The organism is Vibrio sp. ZOR0018, assembly GCF_963865925.1.
Taxonomy (GTDB): Bacteria; Pseudomonadota; Gammaproteobacteria; order Enterobacterales; family Vibrionaceae; genus Vibrio; species Vibrio anguillarum.
Map to the genome: position 1 here is coordinate 96,680 of NZ_CAWMCN010000118.1, position 17,912 is coordinate 114,591.

The 17,912-nt window shown below is 45.2% G+C and carries 14 protein-coding genes; 12 read left to right on the forward strand and 2 right to left on the reverse strand.

What is annotated here, in order from left to right; genetic code table 11:
• Positions 1-44 precede the first annotated feature (44 nt).
• The gene (gene argS, locus AACR75_RS12065) at positions 45-1,781 is read right to left on the reverse strand and encodes an arginine--tRNA ligase (protein ID WP_047687816.1); all 1,737 of its coding nucleotides are present in this window, start codon (positions 1,779-1,781) and stop codon (positions 45-47) included.
• A gap of 205 nt (positions 1,782-1,986) precedes the next feature.
• Between argS and AACR75_RS12070 the strand changes: the two genes are divergently transcribed.
• A complete protein-coding gene (locus AACR75_RS12070) occupies positions 1,987-2,583 on the forward strand; it encodes a VOC family protein (RefSeq protein ID WP_047687817.1) in 597 nt (198 codons plus the stop codon).
• A 26-nt stretch (positions 2,584-2,609) separates the two neighbouring features.
• Here AACR75_RS12070 and AACR75_RS12075 read toward each other — a convergent pair whose 3' ends face one another.
• A complete protein-coding gene (locus AACR75_RS12075) occupies positions 2,610-5,387 on the reverse strand; it encodes an insulinase family protein (RefSeq protein WP_047687818.1) in 2,778 nt (925 codons plus the stop codon).
• 214 nt (positions 5,388-5,601) lie between these two features.
• On the opposite strand from AACR75_RS12075, the gene sixA reads away from it, so the two are divergent.
• The 11 genes from sixA (at position 5,602) to AACR75_RS12130 (ending at position 17,907) form a co-directional block, all read left to right on the forward strand.
• Positions 5,602-6,066 carry a phosphohistidine phosphatase SixA gene (sixA, locus tag AACR75_RS12080; protein WP_013856363.1) on the forward strand — a complete coding sequence of 155 codons (465 nt, stop codon included), beginning with the start codon at positions 5,602-5,604 and terminating at the stop codon, positions 6,064-6,066.
• A gap of 181 nt (positions 6,067-6,247) precedes the next feature.
• Positions 6,248-8,341, forward strand: a complete 2,094-nt coding sequence (gene flhA / locus AACR75_RS12085; RefSeq protein WP_013856364.1) for a flagellar biosynthesis protein FlhA — start codon at positions 6,248-6,250, stop codon at positions 8,339-8,341.
• A 52-nt stretch (positions 8,342-8,393) separates the two neighbouring features.
• Positions 8,394-9,881, forward strand: a complete 1,488-nt coding sequence (gene flhF, locus AACR75_RS12090) for a flagellar biosynthesis protein FlhF (RefSeq protein ID WP_017042531.1) — start codon at positions 8,394-8,396, stop codon at positions 9,879-9,881.
• A gap of 13 nt (positions 9,882-9,894) precedes the next feature.
• On the forward strand, positions 9,895-10,782 hold the full coding sequence (locus tag AACR75_RS12095; RefSeq protein WP_010318888.1) for a MinD/ParA family protein: 888 nt from the start codon (positions 9,895-9,897) through the stop codon (positions 10,780-10,782).
• Positions 10,775-11,509, forward strand: coding sequence for an RNA polymerase sigma factor FliA (locus AACR75_RS12100; protein ID WP_010318887.1), 735 nt, complete (start codon positions 10,775-10,777; stop codon positions 11,507-11,509). Before AACR75_RS12095 ends, AACR75_RS12100 begins: the two co-directional genes overlap by 8 nt.
• A 44-nt stretch (positions 11,510-11,553) precedes the next feature.
• On the forward strand, positions 11,554-11,922 hold the full coding sequence (cheY, locus tag AACR75_RS12105; RefSeq protein ID WP_033197405.1) for a chemotaxis response regulator CheY: 369 nt from the start codon (positions 11,554-11,556) through the stop codon (positions 11,920-11,922).
• Positions 11,923-11,979: 57 nt separating this feature from the next.
• On the forward strand, positions 11,980-12,696 hold the full coding sequence (locus AACR75_RS12110; protein WP_017045236.1) for a protein phosphatase CheZ: 717 nt from the start codon (positions 11,980-11,982) through the stop codon (positions 12,694-12,696).
• 9 nt (positions 12,697-12,705) lie between these two features.
• Complete coding sequence (locus AACR75_RS12115; RefSeq protein ID WP_017048523.1) at positions 12,706-15,000, forward strand: chemotaxis protein CheA; 2,295 nt, start codon at positions 12,706-12,708, stop codon at positions 14,998-15,000.
• 25 nt (positions 15,001-15,025) lie between these two features.
• Complete coding sequence (locus tag AACR75_RS12120; RefSeq protein WP_017045237.1) at positions 15,026-16,141, forward strand: protein-glutamate methylesterase/protein-glutamine glutaminase; 1,116 nt, start codon at positions 15,026-15,028, stop codon at positions 16,139-16,141.
• Positions 16,142-16,151: 10 nt separating this feature from the next.
• Positions 16,152-16,928, forward strand: a complete 777-nt coding sequence (locus AACR75_RS12125) for a ParA family protein (RefSeq protein WP_026027244.1) — start codon at positions 16,152-16,154, stop codon at positions 16,926-16,928.
• Entirely contained in the window at positions 16,918-17,907 is a 990-nt protein-coding gene (locus AACR75_RS12130; protein WP_013856371.1) for a chemotaxis protein CheW, read from the forward strand. The genes AACR75_RS12125 and AACR75_RS12130 overlap by 11 nt, the downstream gene beginning before the upstream one ends.
• The last annotated feature ends 5 nt before the right edge of the window (positions 17,908-17,912 follow it).

A 17,912-nucleotide genomic window follows, 5' to 3' on the forward strand; every position in this document is an offset into this window, starting at 1 on the left:
AAAGGCTGACCATGGTCAACCCTTTCATTCACTCATAGCTGTCGTTACATACGTTCTAATGTATTAATACCGAGTAGCGACAAACCTTGCTTGATGGTTTTTGCTGTCAACGCAGCCAGTTTTAGGCGGCTTTGTTTCACACTTTCATCTTCAGCGACTAAGATTGGGCATGCTTCATAGAAGCTAGAGAATTGGCCAGCTAATTCAAATAGGTAGCTACACATAATGTGAGGTTGGCCTTCGCGGGCAACAGCTTGTACCGCTTCTTCAAACTGCAGAAGTTTCGCAATCAAAGCTTTTTCTTTCTCTTGTGTGACTTTAATTTCACCTGTCAGGTTATCCATCGATACGCCTGCTTTAGCAAAAATTGACGCAACACGTGTGTAGGCATACTGCATGTAAGGTGCAGTGTTACCTTCAAATGCCAACATGTTGTCCCAGTCAAACACGTAATCGGTAGTACGGTGCTTAGAAAGATCAGCGTATTTCACTGCGGCCATCGCGACAGTATTGGCAATGTTGGCTTTTTCTGCGGCGTCTAAATCAGGGTTTTTGGACTCAATTAATTTAGCGGCACGCTCTTGAGCTTCATCGAGAAGATCGGCCAGACGAACAGTACCGCCAGCACGAGTTTTGAAGGGGCGGCCATCTTTGCCTAGCATCATACCAAAGGCGTGGTGCTCAAGAGTCACTTCGTCAGGTACATAGCCCGCTTTGCGGACAATCGTCCATGCTTGCATTAGGTGCTGATGTTGACGCGAGTCGATAAAGTACAGCACACGGTCCGCACCCAAGGTTTCATAACGGTATTTTGCACACGCGATATCGGTTGTGGTGTATAAGAAGCCGCCATCACGTTTTTGGATGATAACGCCCATCGGCTCGCCATCTTTATTTTTGTATTCTTCAAGAAAAACGACTTGTGCGCCATCATCTTCTTGCGCCAAACCTTTTTCTTTTAAATCGGCTACGATGCCGGGCAACATGTCGTTGTACATGCTTTCGCCCATCACATCATCGCGCGTGAGCGAAACATTCAAACGATCATAGTTACGCTGGTTTTGGATCATGGTGATGTCCACCAATTTTTTCCACATTTGAGCGCAGAATTCGTCACCGCTTTGTAGTTTGACCACATAATTTCGTGCTTTAGCGGCAAACACTTCATCTTCGTCGTAGAGTTTTTTTGACTCACGATAGAAAGCTTCAAGATCGGAAAGTTCCATTGAAACTTCGTTACCAGATTCTTGCTGCACACGTTCAAGGTTGGCTATCAACATACCAAATTGCGTGCCCCAGTCACCGATGTGGTTGGCGCGGATCACTTTATGGCCTAAAAATTCCAAGGTACGCACAACAGCGTCACCAATAATGGTTGAGCGTAAGTGACCTACATGCATCTCTTTGGCAACGTTAGGCGCTGAGTAGTCTGCGACGATCGTCTTCTGCGCTTCTTTTGTTACGCCAAGGTGCTCATCTGCTAGGGCGATATCAGCTTGTTTAGCAAGAAACGCTTCACTGAGGAAAATGTTGATAAAACCTGGGCCTGCAATTTCCGTTTTGCTCGCAATGCCATCGAGGTCCAGAACATCCAATACTTTTTGAGCAAATTCTCGCGGGTTGGTACCCAGTTGCTTAGCTACGCCCATAATGCCATTGGCTTGATAGTCACCAAATTGCGCTTTGGCCGATTGGCGAACAGCAGCAGGACTGCCAGCTGGTGCGCCTGCGGCTTCAAGAGCCTGAGATACTTTGTCATTAATCAGTGCTTGGATATTCACACGCGTTTCCTTTAATTCTTGGAATTGCAAAGGTATGCATTTTATTCACCATTTAGTGCCAATACATATCTTAATTTTGTTCATCATTTGGCGCACATAATACCAATTTTATTGAGGCGCTTATAGGGACTAAATTAGGAAATTTTCTACTTTTCGAAGAGTTGTTGGTACTATTAGACGATAATCATCATTTTGGACCATTTAAATGCTTGAACCATTAAAGAATGCAGCGCTTCATCCTGAACAGCTTAAGCAGAATTTAGATAAATTTATGCATAAAATTCAAGAATTAACCAAAATTTTGCATATTGATTTATCCACAAATCAAGCTGACCACATTGCACTGCGCATTAATGATCGTAAATTAGCGTCATTAGCACATGCGGCATGGCTGGAGGAAGGACGAGAAATATCGAGTGCTCAGATAAATGGCCGTCCTATCATTGTGATTGAATTTGCGGTACCGCTATCGGCTAATGGTTGGTCAATAGAATGTTTGGAATTGCCTTACCCTGCCGAGGGGAAAATTTACCCAGAGCAGAGCTGGGAGCATGTGGAATTTGTGGTGCCATCTGAGGCACAAACCGCGCAAGCCTATTTGCAGGATATACTGTCGGTTTACCCACGATTAAAAGAATGCTGGACAACATTAGACACTCAAGGTGTTCAAGTTAAATTGTCCAGTCCAAAAGGGGAAGGAGAGCGATTACATAACCCGACGGTTGCATTTAAGTGGCAAGGCGTGTGTATTAAACTGCATCCCCACTCTTTAAAAGAGATCGTAAAATCAGAGCAAAGATAAATTGCTCTGATGGCGATGAAGTACTGTTACCCTAAGTTATAGCTTTTAGGCCGAAGCTGGAACGCTTCAATTGAGCCAATTTCTTGCCCTAAACTGAGTTTCTGAACCGTTTGATGTGCGTTTCCTTGGCTGTGCATGATCAGTCGATTGGCGGTCCTTGGTTTTAGCTCATTGACCACAAAGCGAATCATATCACTGCGGCTGAGTGATTTCAGTTCACTCAAAACCTGCTCTCTTTGATCAAAGCCCGCATCTTTATTGCCGATAGCAACCCAAAGTCTTTGCGCACGGCTGCGAAGGGTGGGGTCGGGGGTTGAAATTTGATTCCATAAACCACGTTTACTGCTGTGCCACTGGTATTCGTTGAGCTCCAGCAGCACCATGTAAAAAGCATTTAAAAATTCATCTACAGCGCTAATCAGCTCATAAGGCGCAGCATTCGGTGACTGGACGTAGAGTACGATGCCTGGGTGACGGTTTAATGGCATGTTGCCCGTTCCGACCATATAACCAAGTTGCTGCTTAGTACGAATTTCATGAAAAAATGTAGCGGACATCAAGTGATTAGCTAATGAATATAAGGCGATGCTGCGCGGTGCGGCATCATTGCACTGATAATAGACCACCACAGCAGAATCTTCTTGATCGCAGTGAACCTCTTTTTGAAAAGTCCCACTCTCTCCGAGCATGACGAGTGGTCTTAATGATTCCTCGTACTGTTGATCTTTGACTCGTAATGCATTTTTAAGCGTATCTGCCATCGCTTGTGCATCACTTCTTAACCAGTCGCCATAGACAAACATCTCAACATGAAGTTGCGCTAATATTTGTTCTACGAAATCACTGAGCTCATCGACTTCTATCTGTTTTAAGGCACCAAGTAGCGTTTCATAAGGAGGGTTGTTGGGTTGTAAAATACCCGTCATTGCATTGAAAAGCTGCGAAATTGGACGATCTTTAGTGGTGTTTTGCCAGTTACGAAGCAGTTGTTGCTTGATGGTGTTAAAGCGTTTTAGGCTAAAATCACGTTTAGCAAAGCGTGCGAGAATCATCTCCATTAACTGTGGTTGTTTTTCGCTAAAACCAGAAAGCATCAGGGTGACGCCGCCTTGATGAGCGTACATGTTGTAACTCATCCCAGCAATTTCTGCTTGATAAGTTTCCGTGGCCAGCGAGTCTAAAAACATTTCCACACAGAGACGTGTTTTAACAATATTTCGAGCAGTGGCTACCGAGATGGGGCTATCAATCGCGATGTAAATTACCCCTTTAGGCACTCTAAATTCATGGTCTTGTAGATGCCATAAACGAAAGCCTGGTAACTCTTCAATGATTTCCGGGTGTAAAGACGTTGAAGGCTCTAACGGTTTTGGGTCTAAGTCGTAACAGATAAAAGGATTGAGTGGCGGTAAGTTTGTTTCAATGTCGCAAGGGGTTGCGAATGCTGCAAGTTGTGACGCCGATAATGGAGTAATTGAATAAGGTGTAAAATACCATTTCGCTTTCTTATCGTAATACCCATCTTTAGCAATTAACGTGGCGCGTAGATTTTCAGGAGTTAAATAATGAAGTGCTTGCTTAAGTAGCGATTCGTTGTAGCCCGCCATCATGTAATCGCCATAGATGGTGTCTTGCGGCTGATAGTGCTGCATATTAACCACTAAATGGCTGACCATGTCTAATGGCCTTGTCGTTTCTTGAAAGCGAAAAGCCGATTCAAGCACCGCTCTTTTCTCAAGGTAACGCCATTCGTTTAGCCCCTGATCTGCGATTAATTTAATCTGAGTAAAGAGTGACTGGATGATGTTATCGACCTGTTTTACGCCTTCATGTGTCAGGCTAAAACTTATCGAAAACTCACGATAATTGCTGCCACTCGCGCCGCCTCCAGCCGATAAGGACGTGATCCAACCTTTCTCTTTTAATGCCAGCATTAAACTGCCTTCACCTTCGTAACCGATGAGATGGGCGAAATAAGAGAGAGGTTTGACATGATAAAAGTCATCCGTGCTTGGGGCAGGGAAGCTTAAAATCAGTTTGCGGATCTCTTTTCGTGGCTCGATTTGAATCAAGACGCCTCGGTGCGCGTCTAAAACAAAAGGCACCTCTATTTTTTTCGGGCCGAGCTGTTTATTTGGGATGGAGGAAAATTCATCTCTTGCCCACTGCTCTAACTCATCAAGTGTCTGTGGGCCTGCTAGCGAGAGCGTCATCAAATCAGCCGAGTAATTTTCATGGTGAAAACGGACAATTTCTTCACGGATAGAGACACCATTTCTATCACACAGCGTTTCTAAATTACCCACTGAAAATTTAGCAAACGGGTGTTGCGGATTAATGGTTTCTTTTTGAACCTGATAGAGCCTTCTCGAATCATCATTCTGTTTGAGTTTAAATTCAGAATCCACCGCTTGACGTTCTTTATCCAGAGCTTCTTCATTAAACAAGGGGGCACAAAAGAATTGGCTGAATCGGTCCAAGGCTTTTTCAAAATGATTTGGGCTTACATCAAAGAAAAAACAGGTGTGCTCTGTACCAGTCCATGCGTTATTGCTGCCACCATGTTGATTAATAAAACTTTGAAACTCACCAATTTTCGGGTACTTTTCTGTGCCTAAAAACAGCATGTGTTCCAGATAGTGGGCAAGACCTTCTCTGTCTTCAGGGTCATCAAAATGCCCCACATTAATCGCTAAAGCAGCGGCTGACTTTTGTGCATCATCCGCTTGAATAAGTAATGTTCTCAGACCATTAGTTAACGTAATGTAGCGGTATTGGTTGGTGTCGTTAGGGCTTAAATGCACAGTGACTCTCCACAGAAAAGGCTTTTTTAATTATGGCGTTGAAACGGTTAGGTGCAAATTTCAAGCAATGATTTTATGAGCGAAGTGCCATTTTAGTCCTTCAGGAGACTTTTTAATAGACTGTTAACAGTGTCGAAGTCTTTGCTTGGTTGCCTGATATAATCGAGAATAAAGCCGCCTAGACGGCATAGATAATAACCACTAGGAATGAGTAATGAAGATTTTTATTATGCGTCACGGAGAAGCTGAACATTATGCAGCGAGTGATGCACAAAGGGCCTTAACCGAAAGAGGTCTTCGTGAGTCTGTTGCTGTGGCTCGCGCTTGTGAAAAGCAAGATCTTCGCCATGTAGATAAAGTATTGGTAAGCCCTTACTTACGGGCGCAGCAAACTTGGGCTGCGATAGCCTCTTATTTTAATGCCGATGATGTTGTGACCTGTGATGACATCACACCTTATGGGAAAGCGGAAGTGGTATTTGAGTATGTCTCTGCCTTGGCCGATGTAGAACAAATCGAATCAGTGCTGCTGGTGTCTCATTTACCGTTAGTTGGCTATCTCGCGGCTGAATTTGTTACCGATTTAGTCCCTCCAATGTTCCCCACATCCGGCCTGATTGGTATCGAATATGATAGAGAGTTGTGTAAAGGACAGCAGATCTGGAGTATTAATCCTTAAACCACCATTCAAAGTAAAAGAAGTTCACGTAATTTGAATAACTAGGCTACGTTAAGTGAAGGGTTATTGCCTTTACTAATGTAGCCATTATTTTGACTGTTTTGCTGGACTAAAAATTGCATCGCCGAGTTAACGCATTGTCGCATTTATAGATATTTATCAACAGATTGCTTGCTAACCTATGAAATTTACTCTCCCATTTGCAGATAAATTGCCATCAATACCGCAGCGAAGTATGCCAGCAATCGGTGCGCCGGTTATGGTATTGGCCACGTTGGCTATGGTCGTTTTACCGATCCCAGCCTTCCTATTGGATCTGTTTTTCACTTTTAACATTGCCTTATCGATGGTGGTGTTACTCGTCACTGTCTATACCCGTAGACCGCTTGATTTTGCTGCTTTTCCTACGGTTTTGCTTATTGCAACCTTACTTCGACTAGCCTTGAACGTTGCTTCAACCCGTGTGGTTTTATTGTATGGTCATGAAGGCCCTGGGGCGGCTGGTAACGTCATTGAAGCGTTTGGTAGTGTGGTGATCGGTGGTAACTACGCCGTTGGTTTAGTGGTGTTTTTGATCTTGATGATCATCAACTTCATGGTAGTAACCAAAGGTGCGGGACGTATTTCTGAGGTGAGTGCTCGCTTTACCCTAGATGCCTTGCCGGGTAAGCAAATGGCCATAGATGCGGACTTAAATGCGGGTTTAATCGATCAAGACCAAGCGCGGCTACGACGTTTCGAAGTAACCAAAGAAGCGGATTTCTACGGTTCAATGGACGGTGCGTCAAAATTTGTTAAAGGGGATGCGATTGCTGGGATCTTAATTTTGTTCATCAACATTATTGGCGGCTTATCGATTGGTATGGCGCAATATGGGTTGGGGTTTAAAGAAGCGATCCAAATCTACACACTGCTGACCATTGGTGACGGCTTAGTGGCTCAGATCCCCTCATTGCTGCTTTCGATTGGTGCTGCCATGATGGTTACCCGTCAAAATACCGATGAAGATATGGGAGAGCAAGTCGTCTTCCAACTGTTTGACAACCCTAAAGCATTGATGATTACCGCTTGTATTCTCGGCATCATGGGCATTGTGCCGGGTATGCCTCACTTTGCTTTCTTACTGCTAGCCGCATTAGCGGGTGGTTGCGCGTATTGGATGATACGCAAACAGAAAAAAACCGCCGATGAAAAGAAACTGCCTGCAAAAGTGGACAACGAAGCACCCACTCAAAAAGAGCTCTCTTGGGATGATGTTCAACCCGTTGATGTGATTGGCTTAGAAGTGGGCTATCGATTGATACCGCTGGTGGACCGAGATCAAGGTGGAGAGCTGCTCGAACGCGTAAAAGGTGTTCGGAAAAAACTGTCGCAAGACTTTGGCTTTCTCATCCCCGCAGTGCATATTCGTGACAATTTAGAATTAACACCCAATAGTTATCGCATTACCTTAATGGGGGTTGCTGTTGGTGAAGCGGAGATCCGCCCAGATCAAGAACTGGCGATTAACCCTGGTCAAGTCTATGGTGTTATTGACGGTGAACGCACACTCGACCCTGCATTCGGCCTTGAAGCGGTTTGGATCCGTGAAGAACAACGTGAACACGCACAAGCTCTCGGTTACACAGTTGTGGACTCATCGACCGTACTCGCCACTCATTTGAGTCAGCTTCTCACTAATAACGCCTCGCAACTGATTGGTCATGAAGAGGTTCAAAACTTAATTGAAATGCTGGGTCGCTCAGCGCCAAGGCTAGTTGAAAATTTCGTTCCAGATCAACTGCCGTTGGGTACAGTCGTTAAGGTACTGCAAAACCTACTCAATGAAGCGATTCCAATCCGAGATATTCGAACCATAATACAAACTTTGGCGGAGTATTCTGGGCGGAGTCAAGAACCTGACATCCTAACGGCTGCCGTTCGAATCTCATTGAAGCGTTTAATCGTCCAAGAAATCAATGGTATAGAACCTGAACTACCAGTGATAACACTGATTCCTGAGCTGGAACAAATATTGCATCAAACCATGCAGGCGTCAGGAGGAGAATCGGCAGGTATTGAGCCAGGCTTAGCAGAGCGTCTACAAGCTGCACTGAGCCATGCAACGCAAGAACAAGAATTGAAAGGTGAGCCCGCCGTGTTACTCACGTCTGGTGTGCTTCGTTCAACTTTGGCGAAGTTTGTGAAAAACACGATACCTAATTTGCGTGTGCTCTCTTATCAAGAAATACCTGACGAGAAACAAATTCGGATTGTTCAAGCCGTTGGTAACTAACGAAACTGTTGTTACCTAATCGGGCTTTAGCCATTTAACACGGATATCTGCTTTGAAAATAAAACGATTTTTTGCCAAAGATATGCGAACAGCGCTGCTGCAAGTGAAAGAAGAGCTTGGTGCGGAAGCGGTGATCATGTCGAATAAAAAAGTCGCGGGTGGTGTGGAAATCGTTGCCGCTGTGGATGGTGAACAGCCCACCCAGCAAAACAGTGCCAAGCGCTATAATTCGCAGCCTAGACAACAAGGTTACACCCAAGTCACCCCGTCTTTGAACAAATCCTCTCGTGAGTTGGATGATGATCGAGTCAGCCTGCAAAACAGCGCAGATTCTGGGCGTTCAATGACCAAACGTTTTGCAAATATGTTAAAGCAGTACAGCGCACCAAGTGGCTCAGATTCGGACTATCACGCCGAAAATGAAGATTCGCTCTCTGCATTATTGCAACGTCAATCGGGTTCATCTAACACCAACTCAGGACACGGTAGTGCAGAGTTACGAGCCGATTCGCCATTAGCGAAGTTAATTGCAGAGGATAGAAGAGCGTCCACCCGTCAAACGCCGAAGCTAGATCCGTCGCGTTATGATCGTTACCCAACGCAAGAGGCGAGTGTTTCGAACCCAGAGCTGGAAAACATGCGTGAAGAGATGACCTCAATACGCCGCTTGTTAGAACATCAAGTTTCAGGATTAATGTGGCAAGAAGTTGAGCGTCGAGAGCCTTTGCGTGCCATGCTCATTAAAAGACTTGAGCGTATGGGGGTTTCACAAGAACTGGCTGACCAGCTTGCGTGCTATATCCCAGAAGATACGGCTCCAACTAAAGCTTGGAAGGCGCTGCTTGGCTTAGTGGCTGATCAAATCCCTGTTTCCAAACAAGATATTCTGAAACGTGGTGGTGTGGTTGCGCTATTAGGCCCAACAGGGGTTGGTAAAACCACCACCATTGCTAAACTAGCCGCTCGCGCCGCTATGGAGTATGGCGCTGATAACGTTGCTCTAGTCACCACAGATACCTACCGTATCGGTGCTCATGAACAGCTCTCTATTTATGGCCGAATTATGGGTTGTCCAGTAAGAGTTGCTAAAGATTCAAGTGAGTTAGCCGATGTAATATATCAGCTAAGAAATCGGCGTTTAATTTTAGTTGATACCGCGGGGATGGGGCAGCGTGATGTTCGGTTATCAGAGCAGCTCGATACCCTGATGCAAGAGAGTGGCGAAATCATCCACAGTTACCTTGTTCTGCCTGCAACGGCACAAAGAAAAGTATTACAAGAAACAATCGAGCACTTTAGAAGGATCCCTCTTTCAGGGTGCATTATGACTAAGCTTGATGAGTCATTGAGCTTAGGGGAATTTGTGAGTGTCGTGGTTCAAAACGCACTGCCCGTTGCTTACATCGCGAATGGCCAGCGTGTACCAGAAGATATTGTGATTGCCCAGCCGAAGTACATGGTTGCAAAGGCAAACGAATTGCTAGAGAAGTCGACAGAGAATGAACCTCACTATTGGAGCAGCGACTCCGAGAGATTCTAGGCGGCGGACAAATATGGCGAATAATATGATATATGACCAAGCGAGCGGTTTACGCCGCTTAACTCAACCGTCACTGACCAAAGTCATATCTGTGACTGGTGGTAAAGGTGGTGTGGGTAAATCTCACGTGACACTCGGCATGGCGATCTGCATGGCTCGTCAAGGCAAAAAAGTCATGGTGTTGGATGCAGACTTAGGTTTAGCTAACGTGGATGTTATGCTTGGCATACGCCCGAAGCGAAACTTAGGGCATGTACTGGCTGGCGAGTGTGAACTCAAAGATGCCATCGTCGAGGGGCCTTTTGGGATACGAATAATTCCAGCGACCTCGGGCACACAGTCGATGACAGAGTTGTCACACGCCCAACATGTTGGTTTAATACGCGCCTTTGGCAGTTTAGAAGATGAGATGGATATTCTGCTCATCGATACAGCCGCAGGTATTTCTGATATGGTCGTGAGCTTCTGTCGCGCCGCACAAGATGTAGTGATCGTGGTATGTGACGAACCGACATCCATCACCGACGCTTACGCGCTGATCAAGCTCTTAAGTCGTGAACACCAAGTGCAACGTTTTAAAATTGTGGCCAATATGGTGAGAAGTTATCGTGAAGGACGGGAATTATTTGCTAAATTAACTTTAGTGACAGAAAGATTCCTAAATGTGAGCCTTGAACTTGTTGCTTGCATACCTTTGGATGATAAAGTGCGACAAGCAGTAAAAAAACAAAAAATAGTGGTCGATGCGTTTCCACGGTCACCTGCGGCACTGGCAATCAGCTCGTTGGCAAGTAAAGCGTTAACGTGGCCAATTCCAAGAACGCCGACAGGCCATCTGGAATTTTTTGTCGAGCGTTTGCTAAATAGAACAGAAAGTGTAGGGGAACCATTCGGTGAATAAAGCGCTTACTTATGACCAACACGGAAACCTAAAGAGCCAACAAGCATTTTTAGAAAAATACTCTGTATTGGTTAAGCGTATTGCACACCATTTAGCAGGTCGCCTGCCACCAAACGTATTAGTCGAAGATCTAATACAAGCCGGTATGATAGGCCTACTTGAAGCACAAAAAAATTATGATGGGAGTAAAGGTGCAAGCTTTGAAACCTACGCAGGAATTCGAATTCGTGGAGCTATGCTCGACGATATTCGGCGTGGTGATTGGGTTCCACGCTCGGTTCATAAACACAACCGAGAGATAACCCATGCAATTTCAGTTCTAGAAGGTGAGCTAAACCGAAACCCAACTGATACAGAAGTTGCGAAGTATTTAGGCATGTCGCTGGATCAGTACCATACTGTATTAACTGACATTAATTGCTCACGGATTGTCGGAATCGAAGATTTAGGTATTTCTGATGATGCAATTTCTCCTCTGGATGACGATGAAGACAACTCGCCATTTAAGGGAGTCGCCGATGAATCGTTTCGTAAAGCATTGGTTGAATCAATAAAATCACTTCCAGAACGTGAAGCTTTGGTACTTTCGCTCTATTATGATGAAGAGCTAAACTTAAAAGAAATTGGTGAAGTTCTAGGTGTTAGCGAATCCCGCGTTAGCCAGATACTAAGCCAATCTATGCAGCGACTAAGAACGAAGTTAAGTTCTTGGACGCAAAATGACTAATATCACTGATTTCGAGCTCAGTGGAGGCAATTTTGAATAAAAACATGAAGATCCTTATTGTTGACGACTTTTCAACAATGCGCCGTATTGTTAAGAATCTACTTCGTGATTTGGGCTTCAATAATACCCAAGAAGCAGATGATGGCCTGACAGCGTTGCCTATGCTAAAGAAAGGTGATTTTGAGTTTGTGGTTACAGACTGGAATATGCCGGGCATGCAAGGCATCGATTTGTTGAAAAATATCCGAGCAGACGCAGAACTTAAGCATCTGCCTGTTCTGATGATCACCGCAGAAGCAAAACGCGAACAAATCATCGAGGCTGCTCAAGCAGGTGTGAATGGTTATATCGTAAAACCTTTTACTGCTGCTACGCTTAAAGAAAAACTGGATAAAATTTTCGAGCGTTTATAAAGCGTGTGGTCACAGACAAAAGGTGCTCTATTCATTTATGCGCGAAAAGGCTAATCGATGATTTCATTAGAACAAGCAAAAGAACTCGTTCAGCTACTGGAAAATGGACAGCAAGATCAGGCGAATCAACTCTTTAAAGAGACCTACGACAAAGCAAGCAATCCAATGCTGCAAGAAATAGGCACTTTGACAAGGGAACTGCATGAATCGCTCAAACAGTTCAACCTTGATGAACGCATGGCTGAGATTGCAAATGACGAAATTCCAGATGCAAGGGATCGTCTTCAATACGTAATTGATAAAACGGAAGTGGCTGCGAATAAAACAATGGATGCAGTGGATCGATGTATGCCGATCGCTGACAGCCTTCACGAAGGTTTGTTAAAAGTGCGTCCACAATGGAATGAGTTGATGCATGGGCGTATTGATCTCATTGAGTTTAAAGCACTTTGTCACCGTATTGATGATCTATTATCACAAGTTGAAGGCAACAGCAGCGAATTGCGAGGTCAGTTAACTGAGATATTGATGGCTCAAGACTTTCAAGATCTCACTGGCCAAATAATTCGGCGTGTTATTACGCTGGTTAATGAAGTTGAGAAACGCCTAGTTGAGATTCTCACTGCCTTTGGGGCTAACCAAATAGAACAAAAAACAGACAAGAAGAACCCATCTATCGAACCTGAAGGTCCTATTTTGAACCCTCATGAAAGAGCCGATGCGGTTTCATCTCAAGACGAAGTCGATGATTTGTTATCAAGTCTTGGTTTTTAGGGGTAACGTATGAGCTACGAATTAGACGACGACATTCTTCAGGACTTTTTGGTTGAAGCAGGTGAAATTCTCGAATTGCTCTCAGAGCAATTGGTTGAACTTGAGAACAACCCCGAAGACAGGGAGTTATTAAATGCGATTTTCCGCGGTTTCCATACCGTTAAAGGTGGGGCCGGGTTTCTTGCCCTCACCGAGCTGGTTGAGACGTGCCACGGTGCCGAGAACGTATTTGATATCTTACGCAATGGCCAAAGAAGTGTAACATCGAGCTTGATGGATACGATGTTACGAGCTTTAGACACCGTTAACGCACAGTTTCGCGCTGTTCAAGATCAAGAACCCTTAGAGCCTGCAGATCCCGCTCTACTCGATGAACTTCATAAATTGTGTCGTCCTGCTTCTGAAGATGAAATTGACGAAGTGGAGCCTGTTATTGCTGAAGTTGAAGTCGAGGAAGAGGCCGCTATCGAAGCGCCTGAACCGGAAGTCATTCAACCAGTGGCCTCAAAGGCTGTCGCGTCAAATTCTATCGATGAAATCACGCAAGATGAATTTGAAAAACTGTTAGACGAATTACATGGCAAGGGCACAGCGCCTAATGCTCATTCTGAAAATGCCGCACCGGCGGCCCCAGCGCCTAAAGCCCCAAGTGCATCAGTGGCTGCTAGTGGTGACATTACGGATGACGAATTTGAAAAGCTGCTTGATGAACTGCACGGCGTAGGCAAAGCTCCAACCGTTGAACCCGCTCCTGAGGTTACAGCGAAACCAACTACTCCGCCTAAATCAACAGCGGCACCTAAAGCTTCTGCTGGTGGTGGCGATGATTTGATGACGGACGAGGAGTTTGAAAAGCTTCTTGACGAACTGCATGGCTCAGGAAAAGGGCCATTGCCAGAAGAGTTGGAAATGGCAACCAGACCTGCTTCTGAAAATGTGAAGCCAGCAGAGCCTGTAAAACCAACAGAGACCGCAAAACCGAAAGCTGAAGCGGCGAAACCTACACCTGCTCCTCAGCCTAAAGTAACGGCTCCAGCCACCTCTTCCCCTGCGAAAGCTCCGGTTGCAGTGGCTGAGAAAAAAGAAGTATCAGCACCTGCTGTGGCTAAAAAAGCGCAAACTCAGCCGGAAACAACAGTCCGTGTTGATACATCAACGCTCGACATCATTATGAACATGATTGGCGAATTGGTGCTAGTGCGTAACCGCTTGCTGAGTTTAGGGCTTAATAGCAACGACGAAGAGATGGCAAAAGCGGTGGCTAACCTTGATGTAGTTACTGCGGATTTGCAAGGCGCTGTTATGAAAACGCGCATGCAACCGATTAAGAAAGTGTTCGGTCGTTTCCCTCGCGTGGTTCGAGACCTTGCACGTACCCTGAAAAAAGACATCGTGCTTGAAATGCGGGGCGAAGAAACAGACCTTGATAAAAACTTGGTTGAAGCGCTTGCAGACCCATTGATCCACTTAGTGCGTAACTCAGTTGACCACGGCATTGAAATGCCTGATGTGCGTAGCAAATCTGGAAAGCCAAGCACGGGTAAAATCATACTCTCAGCTTCGCAAGAAGGTGATCATATTGAGCTAGCTATCGTCGATGATGGCGGCGGTATGGACCCAGATAAGCTGCGTAGTATTGCGGTTAAACGAGGCATGATGGATGAAGATGCGGCGTCGCGTCTCTCCAATAAAGAGTGTTTCAACTTAATCTTTATGGCGGGATTCTCCAGTAAAGAGCAAATTTCAGACATTTCTGGGCGTGGTGTTGGGATGGATGTTGTAAAAACAGCCATCAATACACTCAATGGTTCAATTGACATCGATTCTGAGATGGGCAAAGGGACTAAGATTACGATCAAAGTGCCGCTAACACTCGCTATCTTACCGACATTGATGGTTGGGGTCGCAGGGCATCCATTTGCTCTACCACTTGCGAGCGTGAATGAAATCTTCCACCTTGATCTTAGCCGGACGAACGTCGTTGATGGACAACTGACCATCATAGTACGTAAAAAATCGATACCACTCTTCTACTTACAGAATTGGCTAGCACCTAAAGCAGGTAAAATAGAACTGCGTAAAGGTCATGGACATGTTGTTATTGTTCAGATTGGTAGCCAGCGAGTTGGTTTTGTGGTTGATACCTTAATTGGCCAAGAAGAAGTGGTAATCAAACCACTAGATAAGCTTCTTCAAAAAACACCGGGTATGGCTGGGGCAACGATTACCAGCGATGGACATATTGCACTAATACTAGATGTGCCAGATTTGCTTAAGCAGTATGCTGCTGCTTCCCGCATTTAAATGAGCACACAATATAAGGACACCCATGGCGATTAGAGTATTAGTCGTTGATGATTCGAGCTTTTTTAGACGGCGTGTGAGTGAAATTATTAACTCTGACACCCGTCTAGAAGTGATTGATGTTGCAACTAACGGTAAAGAAGCCGTAGAAAAAGCGAGAATCTTAAAGCCTGATGTCATCACAATGGATATTGAGATGCCAGTTATGGATGGCATTACTGCTGTCCGTGAAATTATGGCTGCGAACCCGATCCCGATCTTGATGTTCTCATCGCTGACTCATGATGGTGCCAAAGCAACGCTAGATGCTTTAGATGCTGGAGCGTTAGATTTCTTACCGAAAAAATTTGAAGATATTGCCCGTAACCGTGATGAGGCTGTCGCTTTATTACAACAACGGGTTATTCAAATCGCGTCCAAAAAAGGGATGCTGAGAAGACCTTTGGTTTCACGCCCAGTGCCGAGCACATCATCGCCGTTTGCCAATAGAACAGCGGCTACAACGGCGAGTTCCCCTGCGCCGAAATCAATGGGCACATTGGCTCGCTTTAAAGCTACAGGTAAAAAATATCAGTTGACTGCTATCGGTACCTCTACAGGGGGCCCGGTTGCGTTACAAAAAATATTGACGAAGTTACCTGCGAATTATCCGCATCCGATCGTACTCATTCAACACATGCCAGCCACTTTCACTGCTGCATTTGCAAACCGGCTCAACTCACTGTGTAAAATTGAAGTGAAAGAAGCAGAAGATGGTGATGCATTGCGCCCAGGTGTTGCCTATTTGGCTCCGGGTGGTAAACAGATGATGATTGAGGGCCGTCCGGGTAGTGCTAAATTGCGCATTATCGATGGTGGAGAACGTATGAACTATAAGCCGTGTGTTGATATAACATTCGGTTCTGCGGCGAAGATCTATGCAGATAAAGTGCTGTCAATGATATTGACTGGTATGGGAGCCGATGGTCGTGAAGGGGCTCGAATGTTACAAGCCGCAGGGGCAACCATTTGGGCTCAGGATGAAGAAAGTTGCGTGGTGTATGGCATGCCGCAAGCTGTCGCAAAAGCGGGGATCTCGTCTGAAGATTTACCGTTAGAGCGTATATCAGAACGAATGTTAGTTGAAGTTGGCCTCGCATAAAGGAAGTTCAATGATTGTATGGAGTATTGCAAACCAAAAAGGCGGTGTGGGTAAAACAACCACAACGATTACGCTTGCTGGTTTGCTAAGTCAGCAAGGCAAAAGAGTGCTGTTGGTCGATACTGACCCTCACGCCTCGCTTACTACATACTTAGGTTATGATTCTGATGGCGTGCCCGTCAGCCTGTTTGACCTATTTCAGCAACGTGAGTTAACAGAGCAAAGCGTTACCCCTCTTATCCTAAAAACCGATGTTGAAGGCATTGATCTCATCCCTGCCCATATGTCTCTAGCCACTTTAGATAGAGTCATGGGCAACCGCAGTGGAATGGGGCTGATTTTGAAACGTGCGCTTCTTGCATTGCGCCATAATTATGACTACGTATTGATCGACTGTCCTCCAATCTTAGGTGTAATGATGGTTAATGCATTGGCCGCCAGCGATCGTATCTTAATTCCAGTGCAGACTGAGTTTCTGGCTATGAAAGGGCTCGAAAGGATGATTCGCACCTTAGCCATCATGCAAAAATCTCGTAGTCGATCGTTTAAAGTGACTATCGTACCGACTATGTACGACAAGCGAACCCGGGCTTCTTTGCAAACGCTGAATCAACTTAAAAAAGATTACCCAGAGCAAGTTTGGAGCTCTGCTGTACCTATAGACACCAAGTTTCGTGATGCGAGTTTAAAGCGCTTGCCTGCTTCTCATTTTGCTGAAGGTAGCCGTGGTGTTTTTGCTTATAAGCAGTTGCTGATTTATTTAGAGAGGCTAGCTATTGATGAGTAGTGGGCCATTTTTATCCAGTGAACAAGCACTCGATGACTACTTTACAGCGTTACTAGATGAAGAAGCGATTGAACTTGAGCTGAAAGCGGAAGAGCAAAAAGAATTGTCCCTTGCTGAACCTGAGTTAGCGCTTTCGACATCGGTGCAATCTGTACCGGAAAAAAGTTATTACCATGCTGAAGTGGTTGAGTTTGAGCTGCCGAATTTAGATGATGTGCAGCGCTTATTAAGCCAGCTAGAATCAAGTAATCCAGTGGCAGAGTTAGAGCTGGAAGAGATCATGGAGCAAAACACCGTTCAGATCGCTTTAAAAACTCAACCAGTGACTGAAATTGTTGAAGAGATCCAAGAATGGGATATTCCCGCCGATACCTTGGAAACAGAACCTGAAGTTGAAATTCTGACTGCGGCAGACACTGTTGAAGAATTTGCTGTTGACGTGGAAGTGGTTGAGCAACCGACGGCTGAAGTCGAACTTGAAACGCAAGCGGGCTACTCTGGAATTGGTACATGGCAAAGCACTGCGAGAACACGAGATTTTCAAGTGCTCTATTTTGAAGTGAATGGCGTGACGTTTGCGGTGCCTCTTGATGAACTTGGGGGGATCCACCGTATGGCAACGCTCAATCATTTAATCGGTCGACCTGCTTGGTACCTTGGACTGCAAACTAATAAAGACAATCAGCTAGATGTTGTCGATACGGCAAAATGGGTAATGGCAGAAAAGCTCCATGATGATAGCTACAAAGAAGGTTATCAATACATCGTCATGCTTGGTGACAGTATGTGGGGGTTAGCAAGTACTCAGCTTATGGGTACAGAATTGCTAAGCTCAGAGAAGGTCCGCTGGCGAGAACAGGCAGGCAAAAGGCCGTGGCTTGCTGGAATGGTAAAAGAAAAAATGTGTGCTTTGATCCATGTTGAAGCATTGATAGCTATGCTTAATGCAGGGCTTGATGTAAAAGCACTAGAGAAATAATAATA